Origin of the sequence: Saccharopolyspora antimicrobica (assembly GCF_003635025.1) — a bacterium.
In the GTDB taxonomy this organism is placed as follows: Bacteria; Actinomycetota; Actinomycetes; order Mycobacteriales; family Pseudonocardiaceae; genus Saccharopolyspora; species Saccharopolyspora antimicrobica.
The window spans coordinates 166,001-191,279 of sequence record NZ_RBXX01000002.1; the positions used below are offsets into that span (position 1 = coordinate 166,001).

General features: G+C 71.0%; 21 protein-coding genes. 10 read left to right on the forward strand and 11 right to left on the reverse strand.

Going from position 1 to position 25,279, the window contains the following annotated elements:
* Positions 1-43 precede the first annotated feature (43 nt).
* From ATL45_RS01350 to ATL45_RS01360, 3 genes are all read right to left on the reverse strand, one after another.
* Positions 44-679: a TetR/AcrR family transcriptional regulator gene (locus ATL45_RS01350; RefSeq protein ID WP_246025109.1), complete on the reverse strand. Its 636-nt coding sequence runs from the start codon at positions 677-679 to the stop codon at positions 44-46.
* 148 nt (positions 680-827) lie between these two features.
* Positions 828-1,601 (reverse strand): SDR family oxidoreductase, encoded by a 774-nt coding sequence (locus ATL45_RS01355; protein ID WP_093158672.1) that lies wholly within the window; start codon positions 1,599-1,601, stop codon positions 828-830.
* Positions 1,602-1,765: 164 nt separating this feature from the next.
* Entirely contained in the window at positions 1,766-2,941 is a 1,176-nt protein-coding gene (locus tag ATL45_RS01360) for an acyl-CoA dehydrogenase family protein (protein ID WP_093158675.1), read from the reverse strand.
* 263 nt (positions 2,942-3,204) lie between these two features.
* Between ATL45_RS01360 and ATL45_RS01365 the strand changes: the two genes are divergently transcribed.
* The 4 genes from ATL45_RS01365 to ATL45_RS01380 are packed head-to-tail and all read left to right on the forward strand — an operon-like array spanning position 3,205 to position 7,288.
* The gene (locus ATL45_RS01365; RefSeq protein ID WP_093158678.1) at positions 3,205-4,059 is read left to right on the forward strand and encodes an enoyl-CoA hydratase; all 855 of its coding nucleotides are present in this window, start codon (positions 3,205-3,207) and stop codon (positions 4,057-4,059) included.
* Between the two features lie 5 nt (positions 4,060-4,064).
* The gene (locus tag ATL45_RS01370; RefSeq protein WP_093158680.1) at positions 4,065-5,180 is read left to right on the forward strand and encodes an acyl-CoA dehydrogenase family protein; all 1,116 of its coding nucleotides are present in this window, start codon (positions 4,065-4,067) and stop codon (positions 5,178-5,180) included.
* Positions 5,177-6,160 carry an acyl-CoA dehydrogenase family protein gene (locus ATL45_RS01375; protein WP_093158683.1) on the forward strand — a complete coding sequence of 328 codons (984 nt, stop codon included), beginning with the start codon at positions 5,177-5,179 and terminating at the stop codon, positions 6,158-6,160. The genes ATL45_RS01370 and ATL45_RS01375 overlap by 4 nt, the downstream gene beginning before the upstream one ends.
* A gap of 54 nt (positions 6,161-6,214) precedes the next feature.
* Complete coding sequence (locus ATL45_RS01380; protein WP_093158687.1) at positions 6,215-7,288, forward strand: acyl-CoA dehydrogenase family protein; 1,074 nt, start codon at positions 6,215-6,217, stop codon at positions 7,286-7,288.
* A 32-nt stretch (positions 7,289-7,320) separates the two neighbouring features.
* Here ATL45_RS01380 and ATL45_RS01385 read toward each other — a convergent pair whose 3' ends face one another.
* Complete coding sequence (locus tag ATL45_RS01385; RefSeq protein ID WP_246025110.1) at positions 7,321-10,185, reverse strand: ATP-binding protein; 2,865 nt, start codon at positions 10,183-10,185, stop codon at positions 7,321-7,323.
* Between the two features lie 145 nt (positions 10,186-10,330).
* Between ATL45_RS01385 and ATL45_RS01390 the strand changes: the two genes are divergently transcribed.
* Positions 10,331-11,530 (forward strand): S8 family peptidase, encoded by a 1,200-nt coding sequence (locus ATL45_RS01390; protein ID WP_093158689.1) that lies wholly within the window; start codon positions 10,331-10,333, stop codon positions 11,528-11,530.
* Between the two features lie 115 nt (positions 11,531-11,645).
* On the opposite strand, the gene ATL45_RS01395 is transcribed toward ATL45_RS01390, so the two are convergent.
* From ATL45_RS01395 to ATL45_RS01410, 4 genes are all read right to left on the reverse strand, one after another.
* Positions 11,646-12,071: a MaoC family dehydratase gene (locus ATL45_RS01395; RefSeq protein WP_093158691.1), complete on the reverse strand. Its 426-nt coding sequence runs from the start codon at positions 12,069-12,071 to the stop codon at positions 11,646-11,648.
* 2 nt (positions 12,072-12,073) lie between these two features.
* Positions 12,074-12,538, reverse strand: coding sequence for a MaoC family dehydratase N-terminal domain-containing protein (locus tag ATL45_RS01400; protein ID WP_093158693.1), 465 nt, complete (start codon positions 12,536-12,538; stop codon positions 12,074-12,076).
* Positions 12,539-12,560: 22 nt separating this feature from the next.
* A complete protein-coding gene (locus ATL45_RS01405) occupies positions 12,561-13,721 on the reverse strand; it encodes an acetyl-CoA C-acetyltransferase (RefSeq protein WP_093158695.1) in 1,161 nt (386 codons plus the stop codon).
* A 238-nt stretch (positions 13,722-13,959) separates the two neighbouring features.
* Positions 13,960-14,694 carry a hypothetical protein gene (locus ATL45_RS01410; protein ID WP_093158698.1) on the reverse strand — a complete coding sequence of 245 codons (735 nt, stop codon included), beginning with the start codon at positions 14,692-14,694 and terminating at the stop codon, positions 13,960-13,962.
* Positions 14,695-14,849: 155 nt separating this feature from the next.
* Between ATL45_RS01410 and ATL45_RS01415 the strand changes: the two genes are divergently transcribed.
* Complete coding sequence (locus tag ATL45_RS01415; protein ID WP_170210129.1) at positions 14,850-15,314, forward strand: MarR family winged helix-turn-helix transcriptional regulator; 465 nt, start codon at positions 14,850-14,852, stop codon at positions 15,312-15,314.
* Positions 15,315-15,334: 20 nt separating this feature from the next.
* Here the strand turns inward: ATL45_RS01415 and ATL45_RS01420 are convergent, their stop codons facing one another.
* Positions 15,335-16,162: an SAM-dependent methyltransferase gene (locus tag ATL45_RS01420; RefSeq protein ID WP_093158703.1), complete on the reverse strand. Its 828-nt coding sequence runs from the start codon at positions 16,160-16,162 to the stop codon at positions 15,335-15,337.
* 131 nt (positions 16,163-16,293) lie between these two features.
* Here ATL45_RS01420 and ATL45_RS01425 point away from each other — a divergent pair, with 131 nt between their 5' ends.
* From ATL45_RS01425 to ATL45_RS01435, 3 genes are all read left to right on the forward strand, one after another.
* Positions 16,294-17,163 carry a Sco1979 family transcriptional regulator gene (locus tag ATL45_RS01425; RefSeq protein ID WP_093158707.1) on the forward strand — a complete coding sequence of 290 codons (870 nt, stop codon included), beginning with the start codon at positions 16,294-16,296 and terminating at the stop codon, positions 17,161-17,163.
* Positions 17,164-17,273: 110 nt separating this feature from the next.
* Positions 17,274-17,507, forward strand: coding sequence for a DUF397 domain-containing protein (locus ATL45_RS01430; protein WP_093158773.1), 234 nt, complete (start codon positions 17,274-17,276; stop codon positions 17,505-17,507).
* Positions 17,491-17,805, forward strand: a complete 315-nt coding sequence (locus ATL45_RS01435) for a hypothetical protein (protein ID WP_093158710.1) — start codon at positions 17,491-17,493, stop codon at positions 17,803-17,805. The genes ATL45_RS01430 and ATL45_RS01435 overlap by 17 nt, the downstream gene beginning before the upstream one ends.
* A 2-nt stretch (positions 17,806-17,807) precedes the next feature.
* Here the strand turns inward: ATL45_RS01435 and ATL45_RS01440 are convergent, their stop codons facing one another.
* Together ATL45_RS01440 and ATL45_RS01445 are read right to left on the reverse strand one after the other, a co-directional pair.
* Complete coding sequence (locus ATL45_RS01440) at positions 17,808-22,817, reverse strand: tetratricopeptide repeat protein (protein WP_093158712.1); 5,010 nt, start codon at positions 22,815-22,817, stop codon at positions 17,808-17,810.
* Positions 22,818-23,137: 320 nt separating this feature from the next.
* Positions 23,138-24,319, reverse strand: coding sequence for a GH25 family lysozyme (locus ATL45_RS01445; protein WP_093158715.1), 1,182 nt, complete (start codon positions 24,317-24,319; stop codon positions 23,138-23,140).
* 186 nt (positions 24,320-24,505) lie between these two features.
* Between ATL45_RS01445 and ATL45_RS01450 the strand changes: the two genes are divergently transcribed.
* A complete protein-coding gene (locus ATL45_RS01450) occupies positions 24,506-25,216 on the forward strand; it encodes a hypothetical protein (protein WP_143121769.1) in 711 nt (236 codons plus the stop codon).
* Positions 25,217-25,279: the final 63 nt, after the last annotated feature.

Below are 25,279 nucleotides of genomic sequence, written 5' to 3' on the forward strand. Positions count from 1 at the left end.
AGGCAGGCGCTGAGGTTCCGCCACGCAAACCGAGCCTGGAAACCTACGGCTTCTCCGGTTCTGCGATCCCCTCGCACAGGATCTTGACGTACTGGTCCGCGATGGCCGAGGAGGTGAGCTTGCCGCGCGGGTTGTACCAGTGCACCGTCGTCCACACCATGTCGCGGATGAACCGGTAGGCCAGCTTGACGTTGAGGTCGGCGCGGAAGGCCCCGGCGCGCTGACCGTCCTGCAGCACTCGGGTCCAGGTGCGCTCGAAGTCGTTGGCCGCCTGCGTCAGGTAGTCGAACCGCTCCAGCTGTTCGAGGTACTTCGACTCGTTCTGGAAGATCGCGATGGCCGCGCGGTGCTTCTGCATCGCGGCGAAGGACTGCCGGACCAGCTCGGTGATCGCGGTGCGCGGGTCGGGAGCCTCCCGCAGCACCTGCTCGTTGGTGCGGCGCTGGTCGTCCAGGAAGGCGCGCAGGATCTCGTCGACCATCGACTCCTTGGAGTCGAAGTGGTGGTACAGGCTGCCGGAGAGGATGCCCGCGGCGTCGGCGATGTCGCGCACCGTGGTGGCGAGGAAGCCGCGGGTGGCGAACAGCTCGGCGGCGATGGCCAGCAGCTCGGCACGCCGTTCGGAACCGGACTCCCGCGCGGGGCGGTTCCGGCTGGACAAGCGCTTGGTCGATACCACGGGACAATCCTCTCAAAGCCTGGTGCTCCCCACCTCCGCAGGCCCTGGCGGGGGCTCCGCCGAACGGGGTCCCCACGCGATTTCAATGGAAATCGGACGTCCGATTTCCATTGAAATCGCGCCAGGGGCGCCCGCAGCGGGTGACGGGTCAGGGGTGCTGGTTGCTGACCGAGATGACCTCGCCGGTCAGGTAGGTCGAGTAGTCGCTGGCCAGGAAGACGATCACGTTGGCCACCTCCCACGGCTGCGCGGAGCGGCCGAACGCCTCGCGCCCGGTGAGCTCGGTCAGCAGCTCGTCCGAAGTCACCTTGGCCAGGTTCTCGTGCATCACCAGGCTCGGCGCCACGGCGTTGATGCGCACGCCCAGCGACGCCGCGTCCAGCGCCGCGCAGCGGGTCAGCGCCATCACGCCCGCTTTCGCCGCCGCGTAGTGCGCCTGGCCGGCCTGCGCGCGCCAGCCGACCACCGAAGCGTTGTTGACCACCACTCCGGCGTTGCCCTGGTCGCGGAAGAGCCGCACCGCTGCGCGGGTGCAGCGGAAGGTGCCGTTCAGCGTGACGTCCAGGACCTTGTCCCACTGCTCGTCGGTCATCTCCAGGATGGACGCGGTGCCGCCGAGGCCCGCGTTGTTCACCACCACGTCGACCTGCCCGAACGCGCTGGTGGCGGCGTCGAACATGCGCTGCACCTGCGATTCGTCGGTGACGTCGCAGGGCACCGCGGCGACCTTCGCACCGGGCAGCTGCGCGAGTTCGGCGCGGGTGGCCTCCAGGCGGCGCTCGTGCCGGTCGCTGATCAGCACCTGCGCGCCCTCCTCCAGCATCCGGCGGGCCACGGCGGAGCCGATCCCGGTTCCTGCGGCGGCGGTGACCACCGCGGTCTTGCCGGTGAGCAGCCCGTGCGCGGGCGGCGGTGCGGTCATGCTGTCCGCCTCTCCGTGATTTTCAGTGGTGGTTGCGCCCGAGAGCGGGCTCGCGTTTCGCGGTTTCTTGTGGCTGGGTTGCATCACGGTCCCCTGAGGTGCGGTCGAGCAGGACTGGGGTTGGCACAAGGGGTGTTATGCCAGATCTCCTCCTCCTGGTGCGGTCATGGCCGGCTCTCCCGCGGGAGACCGAGGACGCGCTCGGCGATGATGTTGCGCTGGATCTCGTTGGAGCCGCCGTAGATCGTGTCGGCCCGGGTGAACAGGAACAGCCGCTGCCAGGCGTCGAGCTCGTAGGGTCCGCGCTCGGCCAGCAGGCCACCGGCGCCCGCCACGTCCATCGCCAGCTCGCCGAGTTCGCGGTGCAGCGTCGACCACAGCAGCTTCACCACCGAGGACTCCGCGCCCGGCGGACCGTCGGAGCCCAGGGTGCGGAACACCGTGCAGCGCAGCGCTTCCAGGTCGACCTGCGCCCTGGCGATGCGATCGCGCAGCACCGGATCGTCGATGGCGCCGTTCTCCCTGGCGAGCTCGATGATCCCGGCCAGCTCCCGGCGGAAGGTGACCTGCTGGTCGACGGTGCCGATACCGCGCTCGAACCCGAGGGTGCCCATCGCGACCTGCCAGCCGGCGCCCACCTCGCCGACCACGTTGGCGGCATCGGTGCGGGCGTCGTCGAAGAAGACCTCGTTGAACTCCGAGGTCCCGGTCAGCTGCACGATCGGCCGCACCCGCACCCCGGGCTGGTCCATCGGCACCAGCAGGTAGGACAGGCCGCGGTGGCGCTGCTGCTCGGGATCGGTGCGCGCCAGCACGAAGCACCAGTCCGCCAGGTGCGCCATCGACGTCCACACCTTCTGCCCGTTGAGCACCCACTGATCGCCGTCGAGGTGCGCGGTCGTGGCGACCCCGGCCAGGTCCGAACCGGCGCCGGGCTCGGAGTAGCCCTGGCACCACAGCTCGCGGACGCCGACGATCCCGGGCAGGAACCGGCGCTGCTGCTCCGGGCTGCCGAAGGCCATCAGCGTGGGGCCGAGCAGCTCCTCGCCGATGTGGCCGACGCGCACCGGCGCGTTGGCCCGCGCGTACTCCTCGTGGAAGATCACCTGCTGCTGCACGGTGGCCTCGCGGCCGCCGAACTCGCGGGGCCAGCCGAGGCAGGTCCAGCCGTGCTCGGCCAGCAGCCGGTCCCAGGCCAGCCGCACGTCGAAGCCCTCGTGCTCGCTGCCGGGGCCGCCGAGCCCGCGGGCCGCGGCGAACTCGCCCGTCAGGTGCTCGCCGAGCCAGTCCCGCACTTCGCGGCGGAAGGCCGCTTCCGCGGCGTTGTCGGTGAGGTCCACGCACCCTCCTCGCTCGACGCGGCTCTGCGGTGCTGCTCCGTTTCCCCTGGTCAGGACCCGTGAGCACTTTGAGTGGCTATAGCATCACAAAGCACTCACGGGCCACCACCAGCGGAAACCGAGCCACGCAGGTCGATTTCGCACGAAACCGACCGCTCCCCGCACCACCGCGGTCGCGGCGCCGCGGTCGGGACTCTACCAAGCACTTGCTTGTTCGGCTATCTTCGAGCTGCCGCAACCGCAACGCCGAGCGAGGAGCGCCGATGGCAGCAGAGCAAGCGGTCGTGACCTACGAGCGCCGGGACCAGGTCGCCGTGGTGACGATGAACCGCCCGGACTACCGCAACGCGCAGAACTCCGTGATGACCTACGCCCTCGACGACGCCTTCTACCGGGCCTGCGAGGACGACGAGGTCAAGGTGATCGTGCTGGCCGGAGCGGGCAAGCACTTCTCCGCGGGCCACGACATCGGCTCGCCGGAGCGCGACATCGACGTCAGCTACCCGCGCCGGGCCGGCCTGTGGTGGGACCACACCCGGCACACCGGCGGCGAGTCGCGCTTCGCCCGCGAGCAGGAGGTCTACCTGGGCATGTGCCGCCGGTGGCGGGAGATGCCCAAGCCCGCGATCGCCTCGGTGCAGGGCGCGTGCGTGGCCGGCGGGCTGATGCTGGCCTGGGTGTGCGACCTCATCGTGGCCAGCGAGGACGCGTTCTTCGCCGATCCGGTGGTGCGGATGGGCATTCCCGGCGTCGAGTACTTCGCGCACCCGTGGGTGCTCGGGCCGCGGGTGGCCAAGGAGTTCCTGTTCACCGGCGGGCGGATGCCCGCGCAGCGCGCCTACGAGGTCGGCATGGTCAACCGCGTGGTCCCGCGCGAGGAGCTGGAGAGCAGCACGCTGGAGCTGGCCGCGAACATCGCCCGGATGCCCGGTTTCGGCCTCTCGCTGACGAAGAAGGCGATCAACCAGGCCGAGGACCTGATGGGCCTGCAGAGCGGGATGGACTCGGCCTTCGGGCTGCACCACTTCGCGCACGCCCACAACGCCGAGGTGGGCGAGGACTCGCTCGGCGGCATGAACGCGCGCAGCATGAAGCAGGCCGCGCAGAAGCCGGAGTGAGCACAGTGGACCTCGATCTTTCCGCCGCAGACCTGGAATTCCGCGACGAGGTGCGCGACTGGCTGCGCGAGCACGTCCCCCGCGAACCGCTGCCCTCGCTGGAGACCGAAGCGGGCTTCGCCGCGCACCGGCGCTGGGAGCAGGAGCTGCACGAGGCCCGGCTGTCGGTCGTGTCGTGGCCGGAGGAGTTCGGCGGGCGGGGCGCGTCGCTGCTGCAGTGGGTGCTGTTCGAGGAGGAGTACTACGCCGCGGGCGCGCCCGGCCGGGTCAGCCAGAACGGCATCTTCCTGCTGGCCCCGACGCTGTTCGAGCACGGCACGCCGGAGCAGCAGCGGCGCTACCTGCCGCGGATGGCGGCCGGGACCGACATCTGGGCGCAGGCGTGGTCGGAGCCGGAAGCAGGCAGCGACCTCGCCGGGATCCGCTCCACCGCGCGGCGCGTGGACGGCGGCTGGTTGCTGTCCGGGCAGAAGACGTGGAGCTCCCGCGCGGCGTTCGCCGACATCGCCTTCGGGCTGTTCCGCAGCGATCCCGAAGCGCAGCGGCACCGCGGGCTGACGTACTTCCTGTTCCCGCTGGACGCCGACGGCGTCACTGTCCGGCCGATCGGCCGGATCGACGGCAAGCCCGCGTTCGCCGAGCTGTTCCTGGACGAGGTGTTCGTGCCGGATCGGGACGTGCTCGGCGAGGTCGGCGCAGGCTGGCGGGTGGCGATGAGCACCGCGAGCAACGAGCGCGGCCTGACGCTGCGCAGCCCCGGTCGGTTCCTCGCCACCGCGCGACGGCTCAGCGAGATCCCGGGCGCGCTGGACGACGACCGGGTGGTGGACGCCTGGATCGCGGCGCAGGCCTACCGGCTGGCCACCTTCGAGACCGTCACCAAGATCTCCGGCGGTGGCGAACTCGGCGCGGAGGCCAGCCTGAACAAGCTGTTCTGGTCCGAGCTGGACATCGCGATGCACGAGACCGCGTGGGATCTGATGGGGCCCGCCGCCGAGCTGTCGCCGTGGGTCGAGGGCTACCTGTTCTCGCTGGCCGGGCCGATCTACGCCGGGACCAACGAAATCCAGCGCAACGTGGCGGCCGAGCGCCTGCTCGGGCTGCCGAGGGGGTCGCGATGAGGTTCGCACCGGACCGCGAGCAGCAGGACATGGCCGACACGCTGCGAGATCTGCTCGCCGACGCCGACACGGCCAAGATCGCCCGCGCGTGGGCGGGCGGCGAAACCGCCGCGTGGTGGCAGGTGTGGCGGGAGCTCGCCGAGGTCGGCGTCACCGGGCTCACCGTGCCGCAGGAGCACGGCGGGCTGGAGCTCGGCGCGGTCGAGCTGGCGCTGTGCCTGGAGCAGTTCGGGTACGCGGCGCTGCCCGGGCCGCTCGTCGAGTCGCTGGCGTTCCTGCCGCGCTTGCTGCCGGGATCATCGTGGCTGGCGGAGCTGGCCGAGGGCCGTGCCATCGGGACGGCGATCGTGGCCGGTCACCTGCCCCACGCGCTCGACGCGGACCAGGCGGGCGCGGTGTTCCGCTGCGACGGCGACGGCGTGCGCAGGCTGGGCGGGATCCGGTTGCAGCAGCACGAGTCCTTCGACCCGGCCCGCCGGCTGTTCTCCGTCGAGCACACCACGGCCGAGCCCGTCGAAGCCGACTTCGACTCCGCCTTCGACCGCGGCGTGCTGGGCTGCGCCGCCTACCTGTTCGGCCTCGGGCGGCGGCTGCTGGACATCTCCACCGAGTACGTCAAGCAGCGGCACCAGTTCGGCCGCCCGGTCGGCGAGTTCCAGGCCGTCAAGCACCACCTGGCGAACGTGCTGCTCAAGCTGGAGTTCGTCCGCCCGCTGATCCGCGGCGCCTGCCTGTCGATCGACGGCCCGCGCGGCTCCCGCGACGTCTCCGCGGCCAAGATCGCCGCGGGCGAGGCCGCCCAGACCGCCGCGCGAACAGCGTTGCAGGTGCACGGCGCGATCGGCTACACCGCCGAGCACGACCTGCACCTGTGGCTCACCAAGGCGACGGCCCTGCGCACGTCCTGGGGCACCCCGGCCTGGCACCGCCGCCGCGTCGCCACCGCCCTGTCCACCGACCCCACCCCCATCGGCACCTGACCCGTCACCCGGGGCGGTGTCGATTTCGCCCGTCCTCGCTCGGCAGGAGGAACTGTGCGCTTCGCGTTCACCGAGGAGCAGGAGGAACTGCGCCGCACCGTGCGCAAGCTGCTCGACCGTCACGGCGGCCCGGTCATACCCGCTCCGGAGGAGCCCGATCCGGGATACGACCCGGCGTTGTGGAAGCAGCTCGGCGAGATCGGCGCGCACGGCCTGGCCGTTCCCGAGGAGCACGGCGGTATCGGCGCGACCCTGCTGGAAGCGCTGATCGTCGTCGAGGAGCTCGGTCGCCGCCTGGTGTCCAACCCGTTCCTCGGCAGCACCGTGCTCAGCGCGCAAGCGCTGCTGGCGACCGGCAACACCGACGCCTGCGCCCGGCTGCTCCCGGCGATCGCCGATGGCGAGCGGATCGCCGCCCTGGCCTGGGCCGAACCGAATTCTCCTTGGCACGCCAGGGCTTTCACCACCTCCGCGCAGGCACAGGGCACCGACTGGCTGCTGACCGGGCACAAGACCCTGGTGCTCGACGCCGCTCAGGCGGATGTGCTGCTGGTCGTCGCGATGGCGGATGGCGAGGCCTCGCTGTTCGAGGCGCTCCCGGGGTCCACTGTGACCCCGTCGGTACCCGTGGACCTCACCCGGCGGATGGGCGAGGTCCGCCTCGCCGACACGCCGGCGAGGCTCATCGGACGAGCGCCGCTGCGGCGGCTGACGGACGTGGCGGCGACCGCGATCGCCGCCGAGCAGATCGGGGCGGCGCAGCGCTGGCTGCACGAGACCGTGGAGTACACCAAGATCCGCAAGCAGTTCGGCCGCCCGATCGGCTCGTTCCAGGCCATCAAGCACCGCCTCGCCGACTGCTACACGGCGATCGAGTCGGCCCGCTCGCTGTCGTACGCGGCGAGCTGGGCGGTGTCCACTCAGGACGATCGAGCGAGCGAGCTCGCCTCGATGGCCAAATCCGCTTGCGGTGAGGCGTACTCGCTGATCGCGGCGGAAGGCGTCCAGCTCCACGGCGGCATCGGCATCACCTGGGAGCACGAAGCCCACCTCCACCTGAAACGAGCCCACGCCGCCAAACACCTCTTCGGCACCCCGCAACACCACCGAGCCACCCTCCTGCCGTGAGCGCATAGCGCCTCCAGGCGGCGATCAGCGGGCTAGAGGCGCAGCTGGGTTCGGGAGCGGACGCCGAGCTTTCGGAGGACTCTGGCCGCGTGCTGTTCGACCGTGCGCGGGGACAGGAAGAGGATCTCGGCGATCTCTCGGTTCGTGTGGCCGCTGGCGAGCAGGCGCGCCACTTCCTCCTCGCGCGGCGAGAGCTCGTCGCCGTAGCCGCGGCGGCCTCGGCGGGACGGTTTGCCGCCGCCCGCGCCGCGCAGCAGGTGCCGGCACCGCGCCGCATCGCGCGTGGCTCCGAGCTGGTCGAACACGTCGACCAGGTGGGACAGCTCTCCCGTCGCCGCCGCGTGGTCGGTGGCGAGCGAGCAGGTCGCCGCGCGTTCGGCGACCGTGGCCGCGTAGTAGGGCGCGGGCAGTTCCTCGTAGCGCTCGGTCGCGGCCCGGTAGTGCGCCACCGCTTCGGCGAGGTCGCCGCGGTGTTCGGCCAGGCGACCGCGGCACTGGGTCAGCGCCGCCACCGCGATCGGCACGTCCAGCCCGGCGATCCGGTCGGCCATCTCCGCCACCAGCCGTTCCGCGTCCGCTTCGCGGCCCGCCGCCAGGTACACCGCGACCGCCACCGGCCCCAGCTCGCCGATCCACGCCCAGACCCCCTTGCGCCGCAGGAAGTCCAGGCCGCGGTCCACGTCCGCGCAGGCGCGCACCGGTTCGTCCTGCGACAGCAGGTTCCACGCCAGTCCCGCGCAGCCTGCGATGCCGACCGGGCTGATCGCCTCCTCCGGCGCGAACGCCCCGGTCTCGGTGAAATGGCTGGTCGCGGCCGCCCATTCGCCGCGGGTCACGGCCAGCGAACCCAGCACCAGGCTCAGCTCGCTGGTCACCGGGAACAGGTCTCGGTACTCGTCGAGCATCCGGGCCGAGCGTTCCGCCAGCCCGCTCCACTCGCCGGTGAACCAGTCCAGCCGCGCCTGCGTCGATCTGGCCGTGCTGACCACGAAGGTCGCGCCGCAGGCGGTGGCCAGCCGCACGCCCTCCCGCAGCAGCTCACCGGCCAGCCGCAGGTGCCCGGTCCACGCGCACGCATCGCCGAGGTTGGAGCGCAGCCGGGCCAGGTGGTGCTGCTCGCCGACGGTGGTCACCTCGTCCGGAAGCTCGTCGAGCGAGCTGAGCACGGTGGGATCGCCGACGTGCATGCGCGAGCAGAACTCGTTGGCCAGCAAGGATAACCGGAGCTCGCCGCTGGCGTCTTTCCGGTACTCGGTGAGCCGCGCCTGCCAGGGCCGGAGCTCGGCCAGCGAGGTCTGGCCCACGTACGCCAGCGCGAGCACCGAAGCGCCCCGGGCCGCCAAGTCCGGGCGCGCGGACAGGTCGTTGAGCGCCCGTTCGATCTCCGCGCGCGCCGTCGCCAGCCCACCGGCCTGCCGCAGCAGCAGCAATCCCAGGTAGAGGCGGACTTCTCCGCGCGCGGAGGTGGACAGGCGCTGGTCGTTGAGCAGACCTTCCAGGGTTTCGCTGGGATCGCGCTGATCCAGCCCGGTATGCGCGATCTTGCCCAGCTTGATCGCCAGCCGGTCCACGTGCTCGGCGGGCAGGCTCTGCTCCTTCAGCAACCGCTGGAGCAGTGCGGTGGTGGTGGCGGCATCGCCCAGCGCCGCGGCGCGGTCGGCGGCCGCTTCGCCGTAGGACAGCCAATCGGCGACCCGCCCGGCGCGTTCGCTGTGGTCGGCGAGCTGGTGCAGCGGCTTGGGCTCGACTCGGTCCAGCACGTCGATCGCGCGCGTGTGCAGGTAGATCCGGTCCGGTCCGCCGATGGTGTCGTACACCGCCTGCATGGCCAGCGAATGGCGGAATCCGTAGGTTCCGCCGTCCTGCTCGTGCAGCACGTGGCCGCTCAGCGCGTGCGTCAGCGCGGTGCGCAGCCGCGGCTCGGGCACTCCGGCGACCGCGCCGAGCAGCTCCGCGGTGACCGGTACGCCCAGCACCGCAGCCGCTTTGACGAGCCTGGTCGCCGCGGTCGGCAGCGTCGCGAGGCGCTCAGCCATCGCATCCCGCAGCAGCACGGGGACTTCCACCGTGTCGAGCAGCCTTCGCGCAGCGGCGCCATCGGTTCGCACCGCACCGCCGCGGTTCCGCAGCGCCCGCAGGGTTTCCTCGACGACGAACGGAATCCCGGCGGTCCGCTCGTGCAGCCTCGCGGCGAACTGCGCGGATACCCGGTCCTCGCCCAGGATCGCCGCGGTGAGCGCGCGAACGTCGTCCACACCCAGCGGATCCAGCGGCAGCACCACGCTGACCACGCCGTTGGGCGGCCGGTAGGCGACGCCCAGCGGCAGCCCGCCCGGCACGTCCTCGCGCCGGTAGGTGACCGCGATGGTCAGGTTCGCCGGCGGATCGCCCATCAAAAACCGCAGCAGCTGCCGGGTTCCGTCGTCGGCCCACTGCAGGTCCTCGATCACCAGCAGCAACGGCCCCTGCGAGCTCAGCAGCTCGCGCACCGCGCGGAACAGCCGGTGGCGTTCGGCGCGCGGGTCGCCGAGCGGTTCCGGTGGCGCGGGCAGGTGTTCGGCGATCTCGGGCAGCAGCGGCCCGAGCACACCGGTCACCGGGCTCAGCGCGGTCGGCCCCGGGCGCGCGCTGCGCAGCGCTTCGAGAACCGCGCCGTACGGGAACGGTTCACCCACTTGGCGGCAGTGCCCGACCAGCGGTGTGGTCGGCCCGAGATCACCGGCGAGCACCTCCCTGATCAGCCTGCTCTTGCCCACCCCGGCCTCGCCCTCGATCAGCGCCACCGCGGGGTGCAGCGCGGCCAGCGCTTGCAACGACGCGAGCTGTTCAGCACGTCCTACGAGCACCGGCGAACTGGTGCGGATCTGCGTGCGGGCAGGTCTCGGGGTGCGCGCCACGGACTCTCCCTTCACCGAAAGACTGGTATCCCTACGTACTGAAACACGGATTGATCACCGTGTGGTCACCAACCGATCGTGTTTGCAGTGGCTGTGCGTCACCAACTTCTGTCGACAGCCGCACAACTTGCAAGGGAGCAAGCAGATGCGACACGACCGCAAGATCCGGTTGACCACCGCGCTGGGCGCGGGTGCGCTGGCCGCGGCGATGATCGCCGCGCCGGCCGCCGCGGCGGAGCCCACCGGGGAGATCCGCCCCACCGCCGAACCGGTCGCCGACAGCTACATCGTGGTGCTCAAGGACGGGGTGGCGAGCGCGTCCGCCACCACCAGCACCGCGACCCGCCTCGCCGACTCCTACGGCGGGAAAGTGACCGCGACCTACACCTCGACGATCCGCGGGTTCGCGGTGCGGCTCGACGAGGCGGCCGCCGAGCGGCTGGCAGCCGACAGATCGGTCGCGTACGTGCAGCAGGACGGCATCGCCCGGATCAGCGGCACCCAGCAGAACCCGACCTGGGGCCTGGACCGGATCGACCAGCGGAACCTCCCGCTGGACCGCAGCTACACCTACCCCAACACCGGTTCCGGGGCGACCGCGTACATCCTCGACACCGGTGTGGACAAGCGCCACCCCGACTTCGAGGGCCGGGTCTCCGACGGCTACGACTTCATCGACAACGACGGCGACGCCTCGGACTGCCAGGGCCACGGCACCCACGTGGCGGGCACCGTCGGGTCGAAGACCTGGGGCGTGGCCAAGCAGGTGAAGCTGGTCAGCGTTCGGGTGCTCAACTGCCAGGGCTCCGGCCAGTACTCGCAGATCATCGCCGGTGTGGACTGGGTGGCGCGCAACGCGGCCAAGCCCGCGGTGGCGAACATGAGCCTCGGCGGCGGGGCCAACAGCTCGCTCGACAGCGCGGTGCAGCGGGCGATCCAGGCCGGTGTCACCTTCGCGGTCGCGTCGGGAAACGACAACACCAATGCCTGCAACACCTCGCCGGCACGGGTGCCCTCGGCGATCACGGTCAATGCGACCGACAGCAGGGACAGCCGCTCGACCTTCTCGAACTACGGCTCCTGCACGGACATCTTCGCTCCTGGTACGAACATCACCTCGACCACCAACGGCGGTGGCTCGGGAGGCATGAGCGGAACCTCGATGGCCACCCCGCACGTGGCGGGCGCGACGGCGCTGTACCTGACCGCGAACCCGTCGGCCACGCCGGCCCAGGTCGCCCAGGCGCTGGTGAGCAACGGAACCCAGAGCAAGGTGACCAACCCCGGGTCGGGGTCGAAGAACAGCCTGCTCTACGTCGGTTTCATCGGCTCGGGTCGGCAGTGACCTACTGACGGCTCGTCAGCCCCCTGAGCCCGGGACCCCGAACCCGGCACTGTGACGATGGGCAGGCTCTCCCCGAAGCCTGCCCATCGTTCGCTTTTCCTTCCACAGTGGACGATCAAGCCAGCTGGACGACCGCCCGGGCCTTGGCCAGCACCTCCACGTCTCCGCAGGTGGCCGTGAGGTCCACCGCGACCCGCCGGTCCGGCAGCTTCTCCGCCACCCGGCCGGTGACCAGGACCTCCACCCCGGTGTCATCGTCGGGTACCACCACCGGTTTGGCGAAGCGGACGCCGTACTCGCGCACCGCGCCGGGATCGCCCGCCCAGTCGGTCACCAGCCGGGCCGCCTCGGCCATGGTGAGCATGCCGTGCGCGATCACGTCCGGCAGGCCCGCCTGCCGGGCGATTCGCTCGTTCCAGTGGATCACGTTGAAATCCCCGGAAGCACCGCAGTACTTCACCAGCGTCAGCCGCTGGATCGGGTACCGCTCGGGGCCGATCTCGGTGCCGACCGCCACCTCGTCGTAGCTCGGGCTCGCCATCCTCACTCCCCCGCCCCGGCCGCGGTCCCCCGCGACACGATCACGTTGACCGCGGTGCACACCAGATCGCCGCCGGCATCGCGGATCTCGGTCTCCACCCGCACCAGCTCGTTGCTCCCGGCGTCGCGGATCTCCGCGATCCGCCCGGTCGCGGTGAGCACGTCGCCCGCGCGGATCGGCCGCTCGTAGCGGAACTGCTGCTCGCCGTGCACCACCAGCCGCATGTTCAGCCCGAACTCGGGCCGCCGGATCGGGTTGCTCTCCGCCGCCGCCCCGGCCGCCACGATCCCGAACGTGGGCGGCGCGATCACGTCCGGATGCCCCAGCTCCCGCGCGGCTTCGACGCTGCGGTAGGCGGGATGGGGATCACCGATCGCCTCGGCGAACTCCCGGATCTTGCCGCGCGTCACCTCGTAGGGCGCACCCGCGCTGAACTCGTGCCCGACGAATTCCCTGTTGATCGCCACGCCACTCCTCTCGCTCGACGGTTCAGAGGCGTTCGACGATGGTGACGTTGGCCGTGCCGCCGCCCTCGCACATCGTCTGCAGGCCGTAGCGGCCGCCCGTGCGCTCCAGTTCGGACAGCAGGGTCGTCATCAGCTTCGCGCCGGTGGCTCCCAGCGGGTGGCCGAGCGCGATCGCGCCACCGTTGGGGTTGACCACGGCCGGATCGATGTCGATCTCCTTCAGCCAGGCCAGGACCACGCTGGCGAAGGCCTCGTTGATCTCCACCACGTCGATGTCCGAGGCGCTCAGCCCCGTCTTGGCCAGCGCGTGCTTGGTCGCCGGAATCGGCGCTGAGAGCATGAAAACCGGGTCGTCGCCGCGCACGCTCATGTGGTGCACGCGTGCCCTCGGCCGCAATCCGTGCTCGGCGACCGCGCGTTCCGAAGCGATCAGCAGCGCTGCCGCGCCGTCGGAGATCTGGCTGGCCACACCGGCGGTGAGCCGACCTCCTTCGCGCAGCAGCTTGAGCCCTTCGAGCTTCTCCTTGCTGGTGTCGCGGCGTGGCCCCTCGTCGTGCTCCACACCTGCCAGCGGCGCCAGCTCCGCGGCGAAGCGGCCCGCGTCGATCGCCTCCACCGCGCGGCGGTGGCTGCGCAGCGCGAACTCCTCCATGTCATCGCGGGAGATCTGCCACTTCTCGGCCATCAGCTCCGCACCGCGGAACTGCGTGACCTCCTCGTCGCCGTAGCGCTCCTGCCAGCCGGTCGACCCGCTGCCCGGCCCGTAGGCGATGGGGAATCCCAGTTCCGCCGCGCCCCGCAGCGCGCTGCCGATCGGGATCGCGCTCATGTTCTGCACGCCGCCGGCGATCACCAGCTCCGAGGTGCCGCTGAGCACCGCCTGCGCGGCGAAGTGCACCGCCTGCTGCGATGAACCGCACTGCCGGTCGACGGTCACCCCGGGCACGTGCTCGGGGAATCCCGCGGCCAGCCAACCGGTCCGCCCGATGTTGCCCGCCTGCGCGCCGACCGAGTCGACGCAGCCCCACACGACGTCGTCCACGGCCGCCGGATCGACCCCGGTGCGCCCCAGCAGGCTGCGCAGCACGTGCGCGGAGAGGTCGGCGGGATGGATCCCGCTGAGCCCGCCGCCGCGCTTGCCCACCGGGGTCCGCACCGCGTCGATGATGTACGCCTCGGCCATGACCGTCCTCTCCGCCGCACCGGCCGATCCACCCGGAACTCCCGGCAGCGCGGTCTGATCCACTCCGACACCAGCACCCGCGAGCCTAACGAAACAAGCAAGCGTTTGGTAGACCTCGAACTCCCGCCACCCACTCCCATCAGCTCGATGACGCAATTTCAATGGAATTTCGACATCGAATTTCCATTGAAATTGCATCGCCCTGGTCGGTGCGGGGCCGAGGTTCGGAGTTCGCGGGCTACCGAGCCGGCATCGACCAGCGTGCGGCGTCGCGCCACAGGATCCGGGCGACGGCGAGCATCCAGAGGTCCAGGAGGAACACCGAGAGGACGAACATGTTCATCGGCAGCACGTCGAACCCGGCGAAGTTCGTGACGCCGACCGCGAACGCGATACCGCCCGCCGCCGCACCGGCCCAGCCCAGCCAGGACGGGTGCCCTTCACTCTTGACCAGGGCGAGGCCGAACAGCAGGAACGGCAGGCCGAGCAGGAAGGCGACGTAGAGCGGGAACATCCCGTTCGTCGCCGACACGAGGATCGTCGCGCGTTCGAGCAGGACGGCTTTCTCCGCGCCCTCAGCGCGAATCCACGCATCGGCGACGTCCTCCAGCGCCGGGCCGTCGATGTTGTAGTGCCAGAGCAGCACCGCCATCCCCAGCATCGCCACGCCCTGTCCCATCCGGCCGAGCACCCACGCGATGCCGCCGCTGAGCGAACGCGCCAGCCCGGCGAGGGCGACGACCCACAGCAGCAAGCAGAAGACGATCGCCAGGTGGTGCATCGCCCACGGGCGGTCCGCGATGAAGGTCAGCAGCGACTCGGTGGTCTGGTCGGGCAGGTCGCCGTGCAGCAAGAAGGCGACTAGGTAGCCGAGCGTCCCCACCAGCGCGCACACCGCACCGGCGCGCGAGAAGGCCACCCGCCTGGCCCGCAGGTTCAGCAGCAGGTCCTGGACCGCTATCGGTTCTGCCATGTCGATCGTGACTCCCGTCGTGAGCTACCGCGAGCCGTGATGCCCGCGGTAACTATCTTTATGGCAAAACTATTTGATCGTCAAGATTCTTTTTGGCCGTGACTCATCGGCGTCGAGAAGTTCGATGGGCGAGGTACCGGGTTATGATCGACCGCATGCCGGACACCCGAGAGCAGCTGATCGCCGACATCGGCCGTGCGGTCAGCGAGTTCCAGGACGCCACCGACGAGGTCGACGAAGCGGGCGCGGCGCGGCTGGGCGTGAACCGCACCGATCTGCGGTGCCTCAACGTGCTCAACAGGCACGGAGCGCTGACGGCCGGTGCGCTGGCCACCGAGGTCGGCCTCAGCACCGGCGCCACGACGATCGCCGTCGACCGCCTCGCCCGCCAGGGCTACGTCGAGCGGGTGCGCGCCGATCAGGACCGCCGCCGGATCACGATCACGATCACGCCTGCGGCGACGGCGCTCATCGAGGAGCTGTGGGGGCCGATCGAGGAGGAGTCCCACGAGCTCCTGCGGCGGCGGAGCCAGGCCGAGCTCAAGGCCATCCGCGAATTCCTCCGCGAAGGCGCGAAGTTCCAGACCGACCACGCCGCCAGGATCCGGCGCGAGGATTGAGCCGCGCCGGTCGGCCGGGGTCAGGGCTTGCGGGCCACCGCTCCGGCGATGCAGTGCTGGACCGGGTAGAGCGGCTTCAGGCGCGGGCCGGTCGGCCACCAGTCGGCGCAGAGCACCAGGCCCGGATCCACGAACTCCAGGCCCGGGAACATGCCCTCGATCTCGGCCCGGGTGCGGAAGACTCCGGTGCCCATCGGGCTGTGCAGGAACGTCTGCTCCATGCGCCGGGCCAGGTCGCTGAACTCCTCGGTCTCCGGGTCCAGGAAGTGGCTGATGCCGACGTAGGAACCCGACGGCAGCGCTTCGACGTACTCGCGCATGATGTCCTGCGGCGGGCGCTCGCCGTCGTAGTGGTGCAGGGTACCCATCTGGAACAGCGCGATCGGCTCGGTGAAGTCCAGGCGGCTGCGCACCACGTCGTCCTGCAGGATCTGCGCCGGTTCGAAGATGTCGGCCGGGCTGAAGTGGGTCTGCGGGTTCTCCTCCAGCAGCGCGCGCCCGTGCGCGAGCACCACCGGGTCGTTGTCGACGTAGACGACTCGCGCCTCGGGGGCGATCCGCTGAGCGACCTGGTGGGTGTTCTCCGCGGTCGGCAGCCCGGATCCGCAGTCCAGGAACTGGGTGACACCGGCCTCGGCGGCGATGAACCGGGTGGCCCGTATCAGGAACTGCCTGTTGTCCCAGGCGAGTTGGGCCGCTTCCGGGGTGACCTCGCGGACCCGGTGGAAGACCTCGCGGTCCACCTCGTAGTTGTCCTTGCCGCCGAGGAAGGCGTCGTAGACGCGGGCGATGCTGGCTTTGCTCGTGTCGATGTGGATCGGGGTCTCGCCGTCGGAGTCGGCAGTCATCGGGGTCCTCGCAGGGGGCGTTCGTCGTCGGGGCTTGCCGCTGAGGGTTGCATAGCGTACGAGCTTCATCGCACCGCGTAAACGTCCGATGTGCTATCACTTCGATGAGCAGGCAACGAGGAGGTTCGGCCATGGCGCGGGACGGTGCGGCCCGCGACGGGAGCCCGACGGCACGTCGCATCATCCTGGGCGCCCAGCTGCGCCGGCTGCGCGAGGCCGCCGAGATCCTGCCCTCGGAGGCGGCGCGGGCGATCCGCGGCTCGGAGTCCAAGATCAGCCGCATGGAGCTGGGCCGGGTTTCGCTGAAGGAACGCGACATCGAGGACCTGCTCACCCTCTACCAGGTGCACGACCTCGCCGAGCGCGCGCACTTCCTGGCGCTGGTCACCGAGTCCCGGCAGCCGGGCTGGTGGAACCGGTACGCGGATTCGATGCCGTCGTGGTTCCAGGACTACGTCGGCCTGGAAGGCGTCGCCGCCCGGATCCAGACCTACGAGCTGCAGTTCATCCCGGGCCTGCTGCAGACCGAGGCCTACGCGATGGCGCTGGCCTCCTCCGGGCACCCCTCGCTGGCCGATGAGGACGCGCGGCGGCGGGTGTCGCTGCGGATGAAGCGCCAGAAGCTGCTCGCCCGCCCGGACGCCCCGCGCCTGTGGGCGGTCATCGACGAATCCGTGCTGCACCGCCCCATCGGCGGCAACGCGGTCATGCGCGCGCAGATCGACCACCTGCTGGAGATGTCCAAGCGGCCCAACATCGCGCTGCAGGTGGTGCCCTTCGCGCTGAGCGGGTACGCGGCGGAGGGTTCGTTCACGCTGCTGCGCTTCGCCGAACCCGAGCTGCCGGACGTCGTCTACCTGGAGCACCTCAGCGGCGCGCTGTACCTGGACAAGCGGGACGAGATCGAGCGCTACAGCCGTACACTCGATCGGCTGATGGTCGATGCGCGCACTCCGGACCGGACCCGGCAGATGCTGCGAAAAGTCCGCGACGCGCACTGAATCACCCGTTCTTCGGACACGCAGGGTGATCGTCTTGTTGCGGAACGCTGTGGTACCGTCTCGCGCAATGGCGAATGCAATTGCATGTGCAGCCGATCCAGGGAGACCTGATGAACGGTAGGTTCGAAGCCCCCGTCACCGCCCTGCAGGGCGTGACCTGGCGAAAGTCCCGGCACAGCGGCAAGTGGGGCAACTGCCTCGAGCTCGCGGCGCTGGCCGATGGAACCATCGCGTTGCGCCAATCGCGCGAGCCGGACGGCACCGCGCTGATCTACACCAGAGCCGAGCTGGCCGCTTTCCTCAGCGGCGCCAAGGACGGTGAGTTCGATGACCTCGTCAGCTGACGACCAGTCCAGCATCCGGTTGCGCAAGCTGGTCGCGCGGGGCTTCCGCCTGATGCCGCCGGTCCGCGATGCCACCGGCGAGCTCATGGCGCTGATCTACGTGCGCCCCCACGGCGACATCGTCGACGTAGTCGAGCTGCGCGGCGAGGACGACGTGCGCGCCGCCCGCGTCTCGCAGGACAAGGGCGGCCTGACGGCGAACCCGGCCACCGCGGAGTGGCACGTGGCGGGCGCGGCCTGCGACGTCCTGGACCAGGTCCTGGCGCTGCCGGACCGCTTGATCGTCGCCCGCGCCTGAGCTCAGCCGAGACGGGCCAGCAACGTGTTCGCCTGCGCGGCGAAGGCTTCGTCCTCGGTGCGCACCGCCCGGTCGAGGAATTCGCGGGCGGCGTTGAGATCACCGCGCTGGTAGTGGAATTCGCCGACCCGGTAGGCCGCTTCGGCGATGAGCTCGCTGTCCTCGGTGTTGGCGAGGGTGTACCCGTAGTGGCGGGCCGCTTCGGCGTGCTCCTCCCGCCAGTAGTGCAGTTCCGCCAGGTGCGCCGCGGCCAGCGCGGCCGACGGGTGGCCGAGGTCGATCAGGGCCTGGAACCACGGTGTCGCCGCCTCGACGTCGCGCCGCCGCTTGGCGATCAGGCCCAGGTTCATCGCCGCTTTCGCCGATAAGTCCGGGTCATCGGACTCCCACGCGCGCACGTTCCACGCGCGCGCCTCTTCGTCGTCCTCGGCGTGGTAGGCGATCGCGGCCAGTTCCAGCAGCGCCTGGCCCGCGTAGTGGTCGTGCGGCGCGGCTTCGACGAGCTGCCGGTAGGTCTCCCGGGCCTGCTCCACCTCGCCCTCGCGGCGCAGCGACTGGGCCAGCGCGTAGACCGCCATCGGGGAGAACTGCTCGTCGGCGCTGTCGGCAGCTTCGCGGAACATCTCGATCGCCCCGGTCGCGTCGCCCTCGTCCTGGCGCTTCAACCCGAGCATCAGCTTCATCGCCGGGTTCAGCACTTCGTCCGGGCGCTGCATGAGTTCTTCGGCCGCCGCCGGGTCGTCCTCCCCCAGCAGCGCCACCAGCCGGTACTTCGCCAGCGCGGCCGCGCGCTCGTCGCCGGAGGCCAGGACCCGCTCGTAGGCCTGCCGCGCTCCCGCCAGGTCGTCGCGGCGCTGCAGGGTCTCGCCCAGCGCCAGCACCGCCGCCGGATCCGGTTCCGGCGCACCGATCTCCACCGCGCAGCGCAGGTAGACCAGCGCCGAATCGGTGTCCTCGGCGCCCAGGAACTCGGTTCCCGCCTCGTAGGCCCATTCCGCGACATCGCGCTCCGGAACCACCTCGGCGAGCCTGCGCAACGTGTCCGCCGCCGCGCGGTGATCCCCGCCCGAGTGCTGCTGCTCCAGCACGACCCGGGCACCGTGCACGGCGTCCTCGGCCAGTCCTTCGTGGACGGCGCGGCCCGCTGCCTTGACGTAGGCCGCGACCGCGCCGGGCAGGTCGCCCTCCTCGTGGCGGATCATGCCGATGCCCAGCTCTCCGCGCGCCGCGATGTCCGGGGTGGCGGAGCGGCTGACCCGCTCGTACTCGATCCGGGCGGCGTCGCGATCTCCTTGTGCCAGCAGCATGTTCGCCAGCCGGCTGCGCGCCGCCTCGGACTGCTCCGGCACGTCCAGCGCCGCCGCCTCGCCGAACCAGCGGACGGCGGCGTCGAGGTCGTCGGCCTGCACCGCGCGCTCGCCGAGCCAGAGCATCGCGTTGATCGCCGTGCTCGGGTGGTCCGAGCGGGATGCGCGGTGCAGCAGCTCGTCCGACTCATCAGCGGTTTCGCCGATCTGCGCGATGCGGCGGTGCAGCGCGTCGCCGAACTGCTCCGGCGATTCGGCGGCCGCTTCCGCCTGCTCCCAGACCCGCCGGGCCTCGACGGGATCGCCGGACTCGTGGTGGAGCTGCCCGAGCAGCACTCCGGCGTCCAGCGCGGGAATGCTCGTGCCCGTGGCGAATGCGCGCCGGGACGCGGCTTTCGCGCCCTCGACGTCGTTGAGCCGGGAGAGCAGCTGCGCCAGCAGCACGCCGGCCTGCGCGCCGGGCTCCGAGTCGGCGACGGCGCGGCGGTACCAGGTCAGCGCGATCGCGTTCTCCCGCTGCTCTTCGGCGAGGTGGCCGAGCCGCAGCAGGCCCGTCGGCGCGAGTTCGGGGTGACCGTGGTCGGCGGCCATGCGGAAGTACGCCCGGGCTTCGGCCGGGTCCTCCACCGAGGTGCCGAAGTCCAGCGCCAGCTTCGTGCAGGTCCACAGATCGTCGCCGGTGACCTCGGTCAGCACCTGCGCCGCGGCGGTCAGGTCGGCCCACGCCGCGCACCAGAAGTCGGCCACCCGTTGCGAGCCGAAGTGCTCGGTGATCGCCTCGCGCGCGCCCTCGACGTCGTTGGCCGCCATCAGCCGGTAGGCGCGCAGCTCCGCGGTTTCGGCGCCCATCTCCTGGTAGACGCGGGGGCTGATGTCCGGGTCGTCGAACGCCAACGCCTGCTCGTAAGCGGCTTTCGCCCCGGCCTCGTCCCCGGTGTCGCGCAGCAGGTTGCCGAGCTCCAGCGCGGCGCGCGCCTGCACCTCCGCGACACCGGAAACGATCGCGCGCTCGTAGGCCTGCTTGGCGAGGTCGGTTTCACCGCGCTTGGCGAGCAGGGCTGCGGTGTAAGCGGTCGCCAGCGCCGCCTCGGTCTCGTTCCCCACCGACGCGGCCCGGTCGAAGGCCTCCAGCGCACCGTCGAAGTCCTCGTGCTCATCGCGCAGCACACCCAACCGCAACGCGGCGTCGGCGGCGCTCGCGGTGTCGTCGTCCGCGGCGACTTCGGCGAGCTGCGCCTCAGCGCCGTCCAGGTCACCGTCCTTCTCCAGCAGTTCCGCGATGCTGCACCGGGCGATCGCCACTTCGTCGGGAACGCCCTCGCGCGCCGCCTCCTCCCAGGCCTCGCGGGCGCCGGCAACATCGCCGGTCTCGTTGCGCAGCGCGCCGAGGTAGAGCAGCGCCTCCGGCTGCCGGTCGGGAGCCCCGGCTTCGGCCAGCAGCGATAACGCCCACTCGGTGAACTCGGCGTCGCCGTTCGCCTGGCTCTGGCGCGCCAGGTCCATGCACAGCTCCGTGGCGTTGTGCAGCCGCACATCGTCCAGCTCGGCGAGAACGGCCCGCGAGCTGTCGAGATCGCGCCGGATGGCGTGCGCGCCGAAGGCCGCCAGCGCGGCGACTTCCGAATCCGTGCCCGCGGCGCGGTCGAAGCACTTCAGCGCCCCGTCCAGGTCGTAGGCGTGCACCAGCTCCTCGCCCAGCAGGTAGGCCGCGCGCGGCGCGAGCTCCGGGTGACCGCTGGCCATGGTGGTCCGGTAGAGCGCCTTGAGGTCCTCGTCGTGCCCGGCGACGCGGTAGAGCATCGCGAGCTTGCCGAAGACCTCGCCCAGCAGCGACGGATATCCCGCCGCCGCGGCCGTGGCGAACGCCGCGATCACGTCCTCCGGCTCGCCGTGCTCCACCAGCAGGTGGCCGAGCTGCGCGGCCGACCACGGGAGCAGCATCGGGTGCCCGTCGGCGACGATCCGCTCCAGCAGCCGCACCGCGTCGTCGGTCCGCTGCTCGCGGACCAGCCAAGCGGCCAGCAGCTGACCGGACTTGGTCCGCACCAGCCGGTTCGGCGAGTCGGTCAGCGGGCCCAGCAGTTCCACCGCGGCGGTGACGTCCGAGGTCAGCAGCAACTCGGCCTGCACCAGCAGCGCCAGGTCGCGCACCTGCGGTTCCCCACCCTCCACGAGCCGGTCGAGCCCGCCGTCCTCGTTGTGCTCCAACCGGAAGAGCGCCTCCAGCACCGGGCCGGCGGCCGGCTCCTCGACGAGTGCACGGCGGAAGATCGCGTCCTGCACGAGCGAGGCGTCCTCGGCCGTCGAAGCGCGCTGCAGGGTGCGGCGGGCCTGCTCGGTCTCGCCGGAGACGGCCTCCAGCAGGCCGAGCGAGTTGGCCGCCATCACCGACCACATCCGCGCGTCCATGTCGATGACCTGCTGGTAGGCCAGGCGGGCGGCGTCCATGTCGCCCGCACCCGCGGCCTGGTGCGCCCGCATCGCGAGCTGCTTGGCGTCCTCGCCCGCCGGGTCCTGCTGCGCGTCCATGACGTCCACCATGGACAGTGCGAGTTCGGCCTGGTGCGCGACGCGCGGGTCCTCGGCCTGGGCGGCCCGGCGGAACGCCGCGATGGCGGCCTCCGCGTCACCGTGCTCGTACTGCAACGCACCCAGGTTGTAGGCGGCCAGCGGTGCCTTGCCGGAATGCCCGGAGGCCTCGACGCGACCGAAGGTCTCGATCGCCCCGGCGATGTCGCCCTCGTCGCGCTGCAGCTCGGCCAGCACGCCCAGCGCCTCGACCGAGAAGTGCGGGTGCCGGGTGTTGATCACCCGCTGGTAGATCTCGCGCGCCTGGTCCGGCCGGCCCAGGGCGCGCAGCTGCATGCCGAGGTGGATCAGCGCGTGCAGCCGGATGTTGGGGCGCGGATCGTCGGCCGCCGACCGGAACGCCTCGGCCGCTGCCGCCGCGTCGCCGGAGTCCTCCAGCACGCCGCCCAGCAGCACGTGGCCCCAGCCGAGGTGTTCGGGGTGGCGGTAGGAGATGATCCGCTCGGCCATCTGCCGGGCGATCGACTGATCATCGGCGTGCAGCGCGTAGAGCTTCGCGGCGCCCAGCGATCCGTAGTTCGGGTGCCCGCTGTCCAGCAGCCGCCGCAGGATCGGTTCGGCGTCGTGTTCGCGTCCCTGCTCCAGCAGCGAGCACGCCTGCTCGTAGGCCACCTGGAGGTACTGGTCGGTGGAACGCTCGCCCGGCGCCGGCAGCTCCAGCTCGCCGGCGATCTCGACCACGCCGGGATCGCTGCTGGTCATCGCCCGCTCGCGCGCTTCCCTGGCGCCCTCGACATCGCCGAGCATGTGCAGCACCTGGGCCAGCAGCGCGTCGGCGCGCCCGGCGGCGTCCGGGTCGGCGCCCTCGGCGGCGAAGCGCAGCACGGCCTGGGCGGCGATCAGGTCGTCGGCGTCGAACAGCAGCAGGCCGAGGGAGATCGCGGCGAGCTGCGCGTAGATCGGGTGCCCGGAATCGATGGTCCGCTGGTGCATCGCGCGGGCCTGCTCGTGGTCACCGCGCTCGTCGAGCAGCCCGCCGAGCAGGCAGGCGGCGTGCGCTGCGGCGTCGAAGTCGCCGTCGTCGAGGACGGTGCGCAACTCCTGCTCCGCGGCGGCGAGGTCACCGTTGCTCCACAGCCGCCGAGCCATGGTGACCCGCTGTTCCCACAGTGACACGCCGTGCCTCCGATCAGGTGATCATCGATCGCGGCGAGGATATCGGTCCGCCACGTCAGGAACGGGCCGCTCCCCTGAATCGAAACCCCGGGCGAACAACACCCGGACAGCGGACGACGGATCCTCGCCGGAGACCACGGAAGTCCACAAAGGACATGAATCACCTCGGGACGGCGCTTTGCGCTGGTGATCGCCCGTGAGTGTTTTGGGGCGCTATGGCACCCCAAGCACTCACGGCATCTGACCAGCGCAAAGAAGCAGGCCGCCCGCTTTCGCGGACGGCCTGCTCCCGTCGAAATTCCGCGGCGCGAACGCCGGGGTCAGCGAGCCAGCTTCTCCAGGCGGGCCATGCCCTCCTTGAACTGGTTCAGGTCGGTGTTGCCGTTGATCCCGGCAACGCTGCCCTCGTCGGTGTACTGCCAGAAGTGCCAGTTGCTGAAGCCGTTGGGCACCGACGGGCTGTCCACACCGTAGGACGCCAGCCACAGCGGGTGTCCGTCGAAGGAGTTGGTGCCACCCATGCACTGCCGCCAGAAGGACGGGTTCGCGTAGATGATCGGCTCCTTGCCGGTGCGCTCCTTGACCTTGTCGTTGAAGGTCTTGGTCCACTGGTGCATCTGGTCGACCGACATCCCGTAGCAGCCGCCCGAGTTCGGGTCGACCTCCAGGTCCAGCACCGGCGGCAGGGTCTTGCCATCGGACTGGTAGTCGGCCACGTCCAGGAACCGGTTGGCCTGCTCCTCGGCCGAGGAGGAGCTCGGCCGCGCGAAGTGGTAGGCGCCCGCGATCAGCCCGGCGCCCTTGGCGCCGTGGTACTGCTCGCCGTACCGCGGGTTGGTGAAGCTGGTGCCGTCGGTGGCCAGCACGAAGGTGAACTTCTTGCCGTCCGCGGCGACCTTGCCCCAGTCGATGGACCCGTTGTGGTTGGACACGTCGATGCCTTCGACCGGCGGGCCGATCGGGGCCTCCGGCTCGGGTGCCGCGACCTGCGGCTCCACCGGCTGCGGGGCCGGCTGCTGCTGCAGCGTGGCGTGCTGCTCCAGGGCGGCCTGCTGCTCGGGGGCCGGAGCGGCCTGCTGCTCGGGGATCGGGGCGGCCATCGCGGCCTCCTCGACCTCGGGCTGGCTCGGGCCGGCGACGGCGGTGCCGATCACCAGGCCCACCACGCCGACGGCCGCGACCGCGGCACCGGCCTGCATCGAACGGGTCCGCGAGGCCCGCACTACGGGCTCGGGAAGCTTCTCCTGAACCGCGGCCACGTGCGGCGCAACCCTCTCCCGGAAGCGCCGCACCACCGGTGCGTCCTGGACCCGCCGCAGCAGCGGGGCCAGCCACCGCAGCACGCGCTCGACCAGCGGCGCGAGCCACGCGCGGACGCGGTCCGCGGCGGTGCGAAGTGCCTGGTCGGCCCGGTGGGCCGCGGAGGTGGACGCCTGCTTCGGGGTGGAAGCGTTGTCGTGGTTTTCGGGGGTTCTCGGTTGGTCGGGGGTTTCGGGGTTCACGAGACACCACACTCCAGCACGGAGCGTGTACGTGCATCGCGGTTTGTACGTGCCCGGGTACCTAGATTAACCCTATCGAGCTACAGCACCCGCATGATCCGTCACGATTAGTGACACCAGCGGGTCGCTACCCGAAGTCAGAGCGGCCCACGTCACAGGCTCCGCACCGAGGAGATGATCGACCGCATGAACCTACCCGACCGGATCCGCGCGCACGTCGAGGAGCTCCGCTCCGCACCCGACATCGTCGTGACCACCTGCGAGATCGGGTCCGGCCCGCCCCGGGAGCTCTCGGCCGACGACATCGACGTGATCAGCGACCGCTGGGGAGCCGACGCCGTGGAGGGCACCCGCGACCACCTGCTCAACACCGATCGCGTCCACCTCTCGTGGCACTCCGTCGACCACTACGTCCACGGCGAGTTCGCGCTCAAGGACCTCCGCAGCTGCATGACCGGCTGGATCGTGGAAGTCGAGGACGAGCGGCTCTCCCCGGACAAGCAGGAGCTGCTGTGGGAGCTGAAGGGGCTGGAGGAGACGCCCGGCTCGGGCAAGCTCACCGCGTTGCGCGTGGCCAACGGCGCCCAGAGCCGGGAGTTGTGGTTCTACGACATGACCAAGGCCCGGTTGGAGCGGCTGGACCTCGACTTCCGGTCGTACGTCGACAACCTGCTCCTGCTGAAGGGAGCACCGAACTGGCAGTACCTCTTCGCCGACGTCGACCTCTGCGACAACGAGTTCACGACCAGGGTCGCCCAGCTCGACCGGACGCTCGAAGCGCTTCCCATCCTGTTCCCCGACCACGACTACAGCCGCCTGCAGGAGCGCTACGAGGAGCGCTGCTCCGGCTCACCGGTCTTCCGCCGCCACAAGAGCCCCTGGACGCCCCAGCCGTGACCCATCACGGTTCCGGTTGAAATCGCGGTGGCCGAGACCTGGAGCGATACCGCGGGCGGGCCG

What these genes read in the sequence shown, in the direction of transcription:
- ATL45_RS01355 (WP_093158672.1), bottom strand. Translation starts at nt 1,601, where the DNA reads ATGACCGCACCGCCGCCCGCGCACGGGCTGCTCACCGGCAAGACCGCG.
- ATL45_RS01365 (WP_093158678.1), top strand. Translation starts at nt 3,205, where the DNA reads ATGGCAGCAGAGCAAGCGGTCGTGACCTACGAGCGCCGGGACCAGGTC.
- ATL45_RS01375 (WP_093158683.1), top strand. Translation starts at nt 5,177, where the DNA reads ATGAGGTTCGCACCGGACCGCGAGCAGCAGGACATGGCCGACACGCTG.
- ATL45_RS01390 (WP_093158689.1), top strand. Translation starts at nt 10,331, where the DNA reads ATGCGACACGACCGCAAGATCCGGTTGACCACCGCGCTGGGCGCGGGT.
- ATL45_RS01395 (WP_093158691.1), bottom strand. Translation starts at nt 12,071, where the DNA reads ATGGCGAGCCCGAGCTACGACGAGGTGGCGGTCGGCACCGAGATCGGC.
- ATL45_RS01405 (WP_093158695.1), bottom strand. Translation starts at nt 13,721, where the DNA reads ATGGCCGAGGCGTACATCATCGACGCGGTGCGGACCCCGGTGGGCAAG.
- ATL45_RS01410 (WP_093158698.1), bottom strand. Translation starts at nt 14,694, where the DNA reads ATGGCAGAACCGATAGCGGTCCAGGACCTGCTGCTGAACCTGCGGGCC.
- ATL45_RS01415 (WP_170210129.1), top strand. Translation starts at nt 14,850, where the DNA reads ATGCCGGACACCCGAGAGCAGCTGATCGCCGACATCGGCCGTGCGGTC.
- ATL45_RS01420 (WP_093158703.1), bottom strand. Translation starts at nt 16,162, where the DNA reads ATGACTGCCGACTCCGACGGCGAGACCCCGATCCACATCGACACGAGC.
- ATL45_RS01425 (WP_093158707.1), top strand. Translation starts at nt 16,294, where the DNA reads ATGGCGCGGGACGGTGCGGCCCGCGACGGGAGCCCGACGGCACGTCGC.
- ATL45_RS01430 (WP_093158773.1), top strand. Translation starts at nt 17,274, where the DNA reads ATGAACGGTAGGTTCGAAGCCCCCGTCACCGCCCTGCAGGGCGTGACC.
- ATL45_RS01435 (WP_093158710.1), top strand. Translation starts at nt 17,491, where the DNA reads ATGACCTCGTCAGCTGACGACCAGTCCAGCATCCGGTTGCGCAAGCTG.
- ATL45_RS01450 (WP_143121769.1), top strand. Translation starts at nt 24,506, where the DNA reads ATGAACCTACCCGACCGGATCCGCGCGCACGTCGAGGAGCTCCGCTCC.